The sequence below is a fragment of the Streptomyces halobius genome, from assembly GCF_023277745.1.
Lineage (GTDB): Bacteria > Actinomycetota > Actinomycetes > Streptomycetales > Streptomycetaceae > Streptomyces > Streptomyces halobius.
In genome coordinates, this window is the sequence record NZ_CP086322.1 from 5,604,254 (window position 1) to 5,615,641 (window position 11,388).

General features: G+C 70.1%; 11 protein-coding genes. 10 read left to right on the plus strand and 1 reads right to left on the minus strand.

The genetic code is table 11. The features are described from left to right. The first annotated feature begins 80 nt into the window (after positions 1–80). The 8 genes from K9S39_RS25500 (at position 81) to K9S39_RS25535 (ending at position 7,676) form a co-directional block, all read left to right on the plus strand. Positions 81–323, plus strand: a complete 243-nt coding sequence (locus K9S39_RS25500; protein ID WP_248865640.1) for a hypothetical protein — start codon at positions 81–83, stop codon at positions 321–323. Then, positions 323–640, plus strand: coding sequence for a hypothetical protein (locus K9S39_RS25505; RefSeq protein ID WP_406708158.1), 318 nt, complete (start codon positions 323–325; stop codon positions 638–640). Before K9S39_RS25500 ends, K9S39_RS25505 begins: the two co-directional genes overlap by 1 nt. Continuing rightward, the gene (locus K9S39_RS25510) at positions 637–900 is read left to right on the plus strand and encodes a DUF7848 domain-containing protein (RefSeq protein ID WP_454895640.1); all 264 of its coding nucleotides are present in this window, start codon (positions 637–639) and stop codon (positions 898–900) included. Before K9S39_RS25505 ends, K9S39_RS25510 begins: the two co-directional genes overlap by 4 nt. A gap of 125 nt (positions 901–1,025) precedes the next feature. Then, positions 1,026–1,973 (plus strand): LLM class F420-dependent oxidoreductase, encoded by a 948-nt coding sequence (locus K9S39_RS25515; RefSeq protein WP_248865643.1) that lies wholly within the window; start codon positions 1,026–1,028, stop codon positions 1,971–1,973. Between the two features lie 135 nt (positions 1,974–2,108). Next, complete coding sequence (locus K9S39_RS25520) at positions 2,109–2,906, plus strand: SDR family NAD(P)-dependent oxidoreductase (RefSeq protein ID WP_248865644.1); 798 nt, start codon at positions 2,109–2,111, stop codon at positions 2,904–2,906. Between the two features lie 241 nt (positions 2,907–3,147). Continuing rightward, positions 3,148–4,269: an LLM class flavin-dependent oxidoreductase gene (locus tag K9S39_RS25525; RefSeq protein WP_248865645.1), complete on the plus strand. Its 1,122-nt coding sequence runs from the start codon at positions 3,148–3,150 to the stop codon at positions 4,267–4,269. Between the two features lie 95 nt (positions 4,270–4,364). After that, positions 4,365–6,104 (plus strand): N-acyl-D-amino-acid deacylase family protein, encoded by a 1,740-nt coding sequence (locus tag K9S39_RS25530; protein ID WP_248865646.1) that lies wholly within the window; start codon positions 4,365–4,367, stop codon positions 6,102–6,104. Positions 6,105–6,188: 84 nt separating this feature from the next. Beyond that, complete coding sequence (locus K9S39_RS25535) at positions 6,189–7,676, plus strand: aldehyde dehydrogenase family protein (RefSeq protein ID WP_406708159.1); 1,488 nt, start codon at positions 6,189–6,191, stop codon at positions 7,674–7,676. Positions 7,677–7,876: 200 nt separating this feature from the next. On the opposite strand, the gene K9S39_RS25540 is transcribed toward K9S39_RS25535, so the two are convergent. Further along, the gene (locus tag K9S39_RS25540; protein WP_248865647.1) at positions 7,877–9,445 is read right to left on the minus strand and encodes a CehA/McbA family metallohydrolase; all 1,569 of its coding nucleotides are present in this window, start codon (positions 9,443–9,445) and stop codon (positions 7,877–7,879) included. Between the two features lie 336 nt (positions 9,446–9,781). Between K9S39_RS25540 and K9S39_RS25545 the strand changes: the two genes are divergently transcribed. Next, complete coding sequence (locus K9S39_RS25545) at positions 9,782–10,606, plus strand: TIGR03619 family F420-dependent LLM class oxidoreductase (protein ID WP_248865648.1); 825 nt, start codon at positions 9,782–9,784, stop codon at positions 10,604–10,606. A 359-nt stretch (positions 10,607–10,965) separates the two neighbouring features. Further along, a complete protein-coding gene (locus K9S39_RS25550; protein WP_248865649.1) occupies positions 10,966–11,373 on the plus strand; it encodes a VOC family protein in 408 nt (135 codons plus the stop codon). The last annotated feature ends 15 nt before the right edge of the window (positions 11,374–11,388 follow it).

Consider the following 11,388-nt stretch of genomic DNA (forward strand, 5'->3'; position numbering starts at 1 on the left):
GTCAGATGACCCCCGGAGGCCCTGCGACCGTATGCACTGCGGGCCCCGGGGCATGGCCAACCTGAAGGAAGCAGGTCGACATGCCGCACTGGATCGCCCGCCTCTTCGAGTCGCTATTGCGCCTGTTACTGCCTGCGCCGGGCCGACACCGGGCAGTCGCAGCCACCGCACTCCCGATCGCCGAGCCCCGCGCCGCAGCGTCGGCCGGGAGGCTGATCCGTGTGCCGATGGTGCGGGGTGAGGACACGGTCATGGTGCGCCCGTATCTCGTCGCGTATGAGCGGGAGCAGGCTGCGCGACGGCGGGCGGAGGTGGCTGCATGATGCGCGAGCCAGAGGGCGCCACCCGGCTGCTCCCGTGGTCGACCGTGCGGGGTCGGCCGTGCTTCCTCGTCAGCGATGGCACCGGTTACGTATCCCGTCTCGCGGACAGCGTCGAGGCCGTCCGGCTCGGCATGGCGAACGAGCTGCTCGGCCACGCCGCCGACCTGCTCAAGGACCATAGGGCGACGGCCATCGAGCTGCACTTCCTCGCCCTCCGGTTGACCGAGTCCCTGCGGGACGTACTCCGCATCGCGGAGAGCCAGGGCGCACGTCTCGGTGGAGGTGCCCCGAAGCCACCGTCGGGGGAGGCCCGATGAGGGGCAGCAGCGGCCGCGTCGTTCGAGCCCGGTACCGCTTCGTCGATTGGACGCTGAAAGCGATGCCCGACATGCCCGTTCGCTACGTCGGCACATGCCTCTGCTGCGGAGAACGGTCCGCAGGCACCGACAATCCCGACGACGCACAGCTGTGGTGCCTCAAGCACGCGGGCGCCACCGGGGACACCGGATACGAGCTGTCGACTCACAGCTGCTTCGACGCGGCGCCGAGCGCGGCGAGTGGGGCCCCCGCCCGATGAACTCTACGAACGGTCGGTGCGGCGGTCTCGGTGCCCGTGCCGCGCAACCCTTGCCTGATGGTTCGTCAGGTACGACGATGACGGCATTCGTGCAGGGAGTGACGTAGCGTCGTTGGGGGCCGGGCATGGTGCGGATCTTGCCGCAGGGGCGGATGGCTTACGGGGTGCAGTTGCCCGTTCAGTCGCAGAGCAGCCTCTTCGCGGAAGCGTGGGAGGCGGAGGCGGGGCCGGTCGATCTCGTCGAGATCGCGCGGAGCGCGGACCACGCCGGGTTCGCGTACATCGCGTGCTGCGATCACGTGGCGATACCCCGGAGGCTCGCGGCGGCGATGGGCACGACCTGGTACGACCCCGTGGCCACGCTCTCGTACCTGGCGGGGGTCACCGAGCGGGTGAAGCTGCTCAGCCATGTCGCCATCGTCGGACTGCGGCATCCGCTCATCTCGGCCAAGCAGTACGCCACCCTCGACCATCTCTCCGGCGGACGGCTGATCCTCGGGGTCGGGGCGGGGCATGTGGCGGAGGAGTTCGAGGCGCTGGGGGCCGACTTCCGGGGGCGTGGGGCTGCGCTCGACGAGACCGTCGACGCGCTGAGGGCTGCTCTCGGGCCCGACGAGTACCCCGAGCATCACGGCGAGCGGTACCGGTTCAGAGGGCTCGGGCAGCGGCCCCGGCCCGCCCAGGACCGTGTCCCCCTATGGGTGGGCGGCTCCTCGCCCGCGGCCGTCCGCAGGGCTGCGACCAGGGGTGACGGCTGGCTGCCGCAGGGCGACCCGCGCGACCGATTGCCTGCGCAGATCGCGAAGCTGAAGCGGCTGAGGGAGGCGGCCGGCGTCGCGGAACCGATCGAGATCGGGGCCATTGCCGAGCCGTTGTATGTGGGTGAGCCCGGTTGGCCGGTCGGGCGGCGGACGCTCGTGGGGAAGGCGGACGTCATCGCCGAGTCCTTGCGGGAGTACGCGGCGATGGGCGTGGGGCAGATTCAGGTGCGGTTCCGGAGCCGGAGCCGGGACGAACTCGTCGATCAGATGGCGGCGTTCGGGGACGATGTCGCGCCGCTTCTGGATGGTTAGGCCGAGGGGTCGGTAGTCAGTGGCTCCAGTGGCTCCAGTGGCTCGGTAGCTCAGGGGGCCAGTGGCCGAGTGGCTCGGTGTGGTGAGGCGGTTTGCCGTCCGTTGGGCCGCACCTCACAACAGCAGGAGGCAGGCATGGGAAAGCTGGACGGGCGGGTCGTCATCGTCACGGGTGCGGCGCGTGGGCAGGGCGAGCAGGAGGCGCGGCTCTTTGTGGCGGAAGGGGCGCGGGTGGTGGTGGGGGATGTGCTGGACGGGCCGGGGGAGGCGCTGGCCAAGGATCTGGGGGAGGAGTGGGCCCGTTTCGTCCACCTGGATGTGAGTCGGGAGGACGAGTGGTCGGGGGCGGTCGCTGCCGCGAAGTCGACGTTCGGGAAGGTCGACGGGCTGGTCAACAACGCCGGGATCCTGCGGTTCAACGAACTGGTCAGCACGCCTCTGGAGGAGTTCCAGCAGGTGGTGCAGGTCAACCAGGTGGGCGCGTTCCTGGGGATGAAGGCCGTGACGCCCGAGCTGGAGGCGGCCGGCGGCGGGACGATCGTGAACACCGCTTCGTACACGGCGCTGACCGGGATGGCGTTCCTGACGTCGTACGCGGCGACCAAGGCGGCGATCGTCGGGATGACCCGGGTCGCGTCGATGGAGCTGGCGGGCAAGGGGATACGCGTCAACGCGATGTGCCCGGGGGCGGTCGATACGCCGATGACCAACCCTGACCGGGTGGCGGCGGACGGCGGGCCGAAAGCGGCTGACGAGACGGGCAGCGCGGCGCTGGACGAGTTCTACGGGAAGGTCATCCCGATGGGGCGGATCGGGCGGCCCGAGGAGGTTGCCAGGTTGGCGCTCTTTCTGTCGTGCGAGGACTCGTCGTACATCACGGGGCAGCCGTTCGTGATCGATGGGGGGTGGATGGCCGGGGTTTCGGTGTTCTGAGGGACTGTCGGTGTTTTGAGGGCCGGGGAGCCGGTTGGGGTCGGGGAGTCGTCTGACCGAAGGCTGACTACCTGACTAGCCGTCAGGTATTGACGATGCGGGTGGGCGGTGTCAGAGTCGGCCGTGTTCTGCGAGCTGACGTAGCGTCAGAAAGCTATTTTTTTGAGCACTGCGGAACAGGAGATGGGGCCGGAAGGCCTTCCCGGGGGGCGACCCCCGCACCCCGAAGGAGTGGACTCCCTTGGAATTCGGGCTCTTTGTGCAGGGATACGTACCGGCCGCGCGGGCGGTGACCGACCCCGAGGCCGAGCATCACGCGCTGATGGAGGAGACCGAGTACGTCATCCAGGCGGACAAATCCGGTTTCAAGTACGCCTGGGCCTCCGAGCACCACTTCCTGGAGGAGTACTCGCATCTGTCGGCGAACGACGTGTTCCTCGGTTACCTCGCGCATGCGACCGAGCGCATCCACCTGGGCTCGGGCATCTTCAACCCGCTGGCGCCCGTCAACCATCCGGTGAAGGTCGCCGAGAAGGTCGCCATGCTCGACCACCTCTCGGGCGGACGCTTCGAGTTCGGCTCCGGACGGGGTGCCGGCAGCCACGAGATCCTCGGCTTCATGCCGGGCGTGACCGATATGAACCACACCAAGGAGCTGTGGGAGGAGACCATCGCCGAGTTCCCCAAGATGTGGCTCCAGGACGAGTACCCCGGCTTCAAGGGCAAGCACTGGGAGCTGCCGCCGCGCAAGGTCCTGCCCAAGCCCTACGGCAAGTCGCATCCGGCGATGTGGTACGCCGCCGGGTCGCCGTCCTCGTACGCGATGGCCGGCAAGAAGGGGCTCGGCGTACTGGGCTTCAGCGTGCAGAAGGTCGCCGACATGGAGTGGGTCGTCGAGTCGTACAAGACGGCGGTGAAGGAGGCGGCGGCGGTCGGGGACTTCGTCAATGACAACGTGATGGTGACATCGACGGCGATCTGTGCGGAGACGCACAAGAAGGCGGTGGAGATCGCGGTCGGCGGCGGGCTCAACTACCTCCAGTCGCTGCTGTTCCGCTACCACGACACGTTCCCCCGGCCCGAGGGCATACCGGAGTGGCCGGAGCTGCTGCCCGAGTACACCGAGGAGATCATCGAGCTGCTGATCGCCGAGGAGCTGATGATCTGCGGCGACCCGGACGAGGTGCTTCGGCAGTGCAAGCGCTGGGAGCAGGCCGGTGCCGATCAGCTGTCGTTCGGGCTGCCGATCGGTGTGCCGTACGAGGACACGATGAACACGATCAAGCTGATCGGCGAGCACGTCATCCCGAAGATCGACACGGATCCGGTGCATCGGACGACCCGGTTCCGGGAGGGGGCGTGAGGGCGGCGCCTGCCCCCCCCCGGGGGGCAGACCCGGTTCGGTTGGCGTTGACGCCGTCTCCGTGACCAGCCCCAGGGAAGAAGGGACCCACGCACATGCTCGACCACCTGATCAAGGGCGCGACCGTCGTGGACGGTACGGGCGGGCCCTCGTACGTCGCCGACGTCGGCATACGGGACGGGCGGATCGCGGTGATCGCCGAGCCGGGGACGGGCGTCGAGCAGGCCCGTAGCAGCGAGGATGCCCAGGGGCTCGTCCTCGCGCCCGGCTTCGTCGATCCGCATACGCACTATGACGCCCAGCTGTTCTGGGACCCGTACGCCACCCCGTCGCTCAACCATGGCGTCACCACCGTCGCGGGCGGCAACTGCGGATTCACGCTCGCCCCGCTGCACCCCGACCGTCCCGAGGACGCCGACTACACCCGGCGGATGATGAGCAAGGTCGAGGGGATGTCGCTGGTCGCGCTGGAGGAGGGCGCCCCCTGGAACTGGCACTCGTTCGGTGACTATCTGGACGCGCTGGAGGGGCGTATCGCCGTCAACGCGGGCTTCATGGTGGGGCATTGCGCGCTGCGGCGGTATGTGATGGGCGCGGAGGCGATCGGGGGGCAACCTTCGCCGGGGCAGTTGGCGGAGATGCTGCGGCTGTTCCATGACGCGATGGACGCCGGCGCGTGGGGGCTGTCCACGACCCAGTCCGCCACCCACGGGGACGGTGACGGTCGGCCGGTCGCCTCGCGGCATGCGCGTCCCGACGAACTGCTCGCGCTCTCCCGCGCGGTCGCCGAACACGAGGGCACTCAGCTGGAGGCCATTGTCGCGGGCTGCCTCGACCGGTTCGACGACGATGAGATCGACCTGCTCGTGGACATGTCGGCGGCCGCCGGACGTCCGCTCAACTGGAACGTACTGACCATTGACGCGGCCGTGCCGGAACGGGTGCCGCGCCAGCTGCTGCCCAGCGAGCGGGCGCGTAAGGCCGGCGGCCGGATCGTCGCGCTGACCATGCCGATCCTGACCCCCATGAACATGTCGCTGGGCACCTTCTGCGCGTTGAACCTGATCCCCGGCTGGGGCGAGATCCTCGGTCTGCCGGTGCCCGAGCGGATTGCCGGGCTGCGTGACGCGGGGGTACGCGCCGAGATACTGCGGCGTGCGAACAGCGAGGAGGCTGGGGTCTTCCGGAGGCTGACGGACTTCGCGCGGTATGTGATCGGGGATACGTACTCGGCGGTCAATGAGGGGCTTTCGGGGCGGGTGGTCCGGGACATCGCGGCCGAGCGGGGGCAGGACGCCTTCCACTGCCTGGTCGAGATCTGCGCCAACGACGAGCTGCGGACGGTGCTGTGGCCGATGCCCACCGACAACGACCCGGCCAGCTGGGCACTGCGCCGGGAGACCTGGCAGCACGAGGACGTCATGCTGGGCGGCTCGGACGCGGGCGCGCATCTGGACCGGATGTGCGGCGCGCCGTACACCACCCGTTTCCTCGGGGACTGTCTGCGAGGGCGGAAGCTCGTCGGGCTGGAGAGGGCCGTACAGATGCTGACGGATGACCCGGCCCGGCTGTTCGGGCTGCGGGAGCGCGGCCGGGTCGCCGAGGGCCACCACGCCGACCTGGTGCTCTTCGACCCGGAGCGGATCGACGCCGGCGCCGCGACGCTGGTGCGCGACCTGCCTGGGGACAGTCCGCGGCTGGACTCGAAGGCGGTCGGGGTGGTGAGCGTACGGGTCAATGGGGTGGAGGCGATCCGGGGGGATGTGGTGACGGGCGCGGTGCCGGGGAGGGTGCTGCGGTCGGGGCGGGATACGGAGACGGTGAGGACGGGGTGAGTGGGGGGACGGGAGCGGGATGGTGAGTGGGGCGGTGGGCGGTTCGGCAGGTGGGGCGGTGAGGTCAAGGTGAGTGGGGGAGGGGTGGCCCCGGGGGCGCCGGGAGGCGGTCGAGTTCCCGGCGCTGAACGGCTGTTCATCGGTGGGGAATGGGTGGAGCCGGACGCCGGCCACTACGACGTCGTCAACCCTGCGACCGAGGAGGTCGTCGGACGGGCCCCGGAGGCGAGCCGGACGCAGGTGGAGGCGGCGGTGGGCGCTGCCCGCGACGCGTTCGAGGGCTGGTCGCGGACCACGCCCGAGGAGCGTTCGGTCATCCTGGACCGCGCGGCCGAGGTCATGCGCCGGGAGTCCGTCCGGTACGCGGAGCTGGCGCAGGCGGAGACCGGCGCGACGACCGGCACCGCGCGCGGGATGCAGGTCGGGGTGTCCGTCGCCCGCTTCAAGCGGTATGCGCGCGGTGCTCTGGAGCCGGTGGAGACCGGGCTGCCGCCGCAGGTCAATGAGGGTGGGCCGATGGGGAGGGCGGCCGTCATCGGGGCGCTGGCGGTGCGCCGCCCGGTGGGCGTCGTCACCTGCATCACCTCGTACAACAACCCCTGGGCGAACGCGGCGGGCAAGGTCGCGCCGGCGCTGGCGACGGGCAACACGGTCGTCGTCAAGCCCGCACCGCAGGATCCGCTGTCGGTGTACCGGATGGCCGAGGCGCTGGCCGAGGCCGGGGTGCCGCCGGGGGTGGTCAACGTCGTCACCGGTGCGCGGCCTGAGGTCGGTGAGGCGGCGGTGGCGGCGGATGGTGTGGACATGGTCAGCTTCACCGGTTCCACGGCCGTCGGGCAGAAGATCGCCGAGGAGTGCGGCCGGGGAATGAGGCGGCAGTTGATGGAGCTGGGCGGCAAGGGCGCGGCGCTGGTCTTCGACGACGCCGATCTGGCGGAGGCGGTGGCCGGTATCGGCACCACCTTCTCCTTCTACAGCGGGCAGATCTGCACCGCGCCGACTCGGGTACTGGCCCAGCGCGGCATCTATGACCGGCTGGTGGAGGGGCTCGCCGGGTACGCGGGCCGGCTGACGGTCGGGGATCCGCGCGAGCCCGGCACGGTCGTCGGCCCGGTGATCTCCGCGGCGCACCGGGACCGTGTCGAGGCGTACGTCGAACTGGCGACGAAGGAGGGCGCGCGGCTGGTCGCCGGGGGTGGGCGGCCGGAGCGGGAGCGCGGCTTCTATGTGGCGCCGACGCTGTTCGCGGACTGTGGGAACGAGATGCGGGTGGTGCGCGAGGAGATCTTCGGGCCGGTGGTGGTGGTCGTCCCCTTCGACGACGAGGAGGAGGGAATCGCGCTGGCCAACGACAGTGATTACGGGCTGCTGGACTACGTCTGGTCCGGCGATGTGGCCCGCGCGTTCCGGGTCGCGGGACGGCTGCGGGCGGGCGGGGTCGGTATCAATACGGTCGGCCGGAATATGGAGGCTCCGTTCGGCGGCTTCAAGCGCAGCGGGGTCGGGCGGGATGTGGGCTCCTATGCGCTGCATGCGTATAGCGAGTTGCAGGCGGTTGTCTGGGCGGGGTGAGGGGGCGGGCCGGTAGGGCCGGTAGTTCTGGTAGGACCGGTAGTTCTGGTAGGTCCGGTCGTTTTGGTAGTTCCCGGTGGTCCCAGTGGTCCCAGTGGTTCTGGTGGTTCCGGCACGGGCTCGTGACGGGTCTGGTGGTTCCGGCATGGGCTCGTGACGGTTCCGCGGATGCCCGTCCCCGTCCCCGCCCCGTAAGCGGCTCAATTCCGGCCGCCGCCCAGGAACACGGGGTTCGTCAGCGCCGCCATCGGCCCCGGGAGGCCCGGCGTGTCTGCTGGGTGGCGTACCTCGGCGCGTATGTAGGCGGCGTGGTCGGGCGTCGTCCGCCAGCTGACGGTGCCCGCGCCGGACGGCGGCAGCGGTGTCGTATACAGGGTGCCCTGATCGGTGACGAAGAAGACCGTGCAGCCCGGGGCACCGGAGATTTTCAGCCGGGCGGTGACCTTCGACGTACGGGGGACCTCCAGGCGCTCCCCGATACCGGCGTGTTCGCCGCGTACGCCGGTGACGGAGAAGGCGAGGTCGATCTTCGACGACTCGGCGATCCAGACCCGACCGGCCCGGATGCCGTCCTGGACGGCGCGCCGGGAGAGGTCGTCGGCCAGCACGACGGTCTGTGGGAGGCCGACCACGTCCGGGTCGCGATGGGCGTCGCTGTGGCCGACGGCCGGCAGCCAGGCCGCGCCGCCGCGGGTGTGCGCGACCAGGGTGTTGTCCCACTCCGCGAGGGTGACCTCGTCATCGGGTGTGTACGGGCCGTTCCACACCTCCACCGCATCGGCGTCGTCCAGCCCGAACTTCCAGTTGCAGCCGATGCAGGTGGCGTGCGGATGCGCCGGGATGACCAGGCCACCGGCCCGCCGGATGGCGCGTGCGTACTTGCCGAAGACGTTGTCGCGGGCCCGATAGCGCCAGTCGATGAAGACGCCGGGGTCGGTGCCCATCGCCACCACATGGCCGTTGCGTGTGGTGACCTCCTCGCCGGTGAGGACGAGCAGGTCATCGCCCCACAGGCCGTCCCAGGCGCGATGCGCGGACGTGGTGTTGTGCTCGGAGGTGGTGATGAAGTCCAGCCCGGCGGCGCGGGCCAGCGCCGCGATCTCGGCGGGGGTGCGCTTGCCGTCGGAGTACACGGAGTGCAGGTGGTTGTCGCCGCGGTACCAGGCGCGGCCGCGGCCCCGGGCGCGCTCGGGAGGGTAGACGGGCGCGGGGGTGTGTCCCGGAGGGCCGTAGCGGAGGGTGATGGTGACCTCGTACGTCAGCCCCTGGGGTGCGACGGTGTACGGGCCGAGGGCGATGTGCCAGGTGCCGGCGTTGACGGGGCCGGGGAGGTAGCCGGGGGTGGCGTCGTCGGCGCGCAGGAAGAACTCCGTACGCGCACCGCCCGACCAGCCACGGAAGCCGGCGCCGCCGAGCTCCGTGCCGCGCTCGTCGAAGATGCCGATGTCACAGGCGTTGCCGGGCGTGCCCTGAGGGACGGCGGGTTTGTCGTAGCGGTACGCGACGGCGATCTCCCGGACGCCGTGCGGGATTTTGACCGGAAGATAGACGAAGTCCGGTGCCCCTGCGGGAAGATGGCCGGTGACCGTGCGGGTCTGCTCGCTCCCGTCGGGGCGCCCGTCAGAGCGGACGCCGGAACCCTCGTCGGAGTCCCGTCGCCCGGAGCCTCCGGCTGCCGGTGCCGCGTCGGCGAAGCTCACAGCTCCGAGCGTAAGCGCGCCTGACGCGCCCGCGACCGCCGAAAGTCTCAGAATCTCGCGTCGGTCCATTCCTGCCCCTCAAAGCATCGGATGGATGAGCCGTCAGCTTCCCTGTCATTTCCCTGTCATCAAGCGCCGTCGTCATGGGCATCGCCGTGGGTATCGCCATGGGCGTCGTTCTGTGCGGTGGACACCGCAGCCATCATCGGCTGCGAATGCCGCCGCGCGATCGACCGACCGCTCGCGTACCGCCGATCGTCTTCTGGTGTCGCCGCATGTCGTCGGCATGCCGTCATGTGAAGACTGTTGTACGCGGGTGTGACACTCGGCGAAAGCCCTGTGGATAACCGTCCGGCGGTAAGGCAACATGCGGTCACCACACCCCTGACGCGGAGGTGCTCCAGCATGCGGATCGCGACCACGATCTTCCTGACAGACGAGACGATCCGGCCGGACCGGCTCGCCCGTGAGCTGGAACGACGCGGGTTCGACGGGCTCTATCTCCCCGAGCACACACACATCCCGACGAGCCGTGACACCCCGGCCCCGATGGGTGAGCCGCTGCCCCGCGAATACGGCCGCACCCTCGATCCGTTCGTCGCGCTCGGCCAGGCCGCCGCCGTCACCGAGCGACTCGGCCTGGGCACCGGTATCACGCTCGTCACCGAGCACGACCCGGTCGCCCTCGCCAAACGGATCGCGACGCTCGACCACCTCTCCGACGGACGCTTCACCTTCGGCGTCGGCTTCGGCTGGAACATCGAGGAGGCCGCCGACCACGGAGTGGACTGGTCGACGCGGCGCGAGCTGACCCGGGACCGGGTGGCGCTGATGCGGGCGCTGTGGGCCAAGGAACCGACGGCGTACAAGGGTGAGTTCGGGTCGGTACGGGCGTCCCTCGCCCATCCCAAGCCGGCGCACGGTGCGCCGCGCACCCTGATCGGCGGTGCCGCCGGGCCCAAGCTCTTCGGGCAGATCGCCGAGTACGCGGACGGCTGGCTGCCGATCGGTGGGCGCGGGCTGACCGAAACCGTTCCGGTGCTGCGGCAGGCATGGGCGGACGCCGGGCGTGCGGGTGAGCCGGAGGTGGTGCCGTACGCGGTCCGCCCGTCGCCCGGGAAACTGGCGCACTACCGGGAGCTGGGGCTCCAGGAGGTGGTGCTGCAATTGCCGCCGGCCGAGGAGGCGGAGGTACTGCGGACGCTGGATGATTACGCGCAGTATTTGTGACGGGGTGGGGTTTACGGGGTGTGGGGCGTGGGGCGGCGTGTAGTGGGCCCGGTGCGTGACGGGGTGGGGGACGTGGCCCCTTTGGGGCACAGCCGGTGGTCGTTTTGGTCACGGGCGGTGGCGTTTCGGGGCAGTACGGCGCAGCCACGGGGCGACGAGGCGTAGCCACAGGACGGCGGGGTGTAGGCACGGGCGGCGAGGCGTATCCATAGGCGGGGGCGTAGGGGAGCGCCTAGGTCCATCGGCGTACGGCCATCCGGCGTGGTTCGGTACCGCAGACCGATCCGCGCCGCTCGGGCCGGTCGTAGCGTCGGAAGGGACGGAAGAGCCGCAGATCAACGGTCCAAGGAGAACCCCCATTGCCTCGACTCGACCACACGATCGTGCACAGCACCGACCGTTTCGCCTCCGCGCGCTTCCTGGCCGAGCTGCTGGACGCTCCCGAACCCAAGGCGTACGGTCCGTTCGCCGCGCTCAAGCTGGACAACGGCGTGACACTCGACTTCGCGGAGGTTGTCGCAGACGGGAGGGAATTCGTCCCCACGCACTACGCGTTCCTGGTGACGGAGGACGAGTTCGACGCGATCCTGGCCCGTATCCAGGCGCGTGAGCTGCCCTATTGGGCCGACCCCCGGCACACCCAGCCGCAGGTGATCAACACTCAGGACGGCGGCCGAGGCTTGTACCTCGACGACCCCGACGGCCACAACCTGGAGTTCCTGACCCGGACGTACTCCGACGAACTCCTGGCCAGCCTGAACCGCTGACCCGTCAACGCTGAC

Excerpts from the sequence above, each read along its gene's own strand:
- K9S39_RS25530 (WP_248865646.1), top strand. The coding sequence starts at position 4,365 with ATGCTCGACCACCTGATCAAGGGCGCGACCGTCGTGGACGGTACGGGC.
- K9S39_RS25515 (WP_248865643.1), top strand. The coding sequence starts at position 1,026 with ATGGTGCGGATCTTGCCGCAGGGGCGGATGGCTTACGGGGTGCAGTTG.
- K9S39_RS25540 (WP_248865647.1), bottom strand. The coding sequence starts at position 9,445 with ATGGACCGACGCGAGATTCTGAGACTTTCGGCGGTCGCGGGCGCGTCA.
- K9S39_RS25510 (WP_454895640.1), top strand. The coding sequence starts at position 637 with ATGAGGGGCAGCAGCGGCCGCGTCGTTCGAGCCCGGTACCGCTTCGTC.
- K9S39_RS25500 (WP_248865640.1), top strand. The coding sequence starts at position 81 with ATGCCGCACTGGATCGCCCGCCTCTTCGAGTCGCTATTGCGCCTGTTA.
- K9S39_RS25520 (WP_248865644.1), top strand. The coding sequence starts at position 2,109 with ATGGGAAAGCTGGACGGGCGGGTCGTCATCGTCACGGGTGCGGCGCGT.
- K9S39_RS25545 (WP_248865648.1), top strand. The coding sequence starts at position 9,782 with ATGCGGATCGCGACCACGATCTTCCTGACAGACGAGACGATCCGGCCG.
- K9S39_RS25505 (WP_406708158.1), top strand. The coding sequence starts at position 323 with ATGCGCGAGCCAGAGGGCGCCACCCGGCTGCTCCCGTGGTCGACCGTG.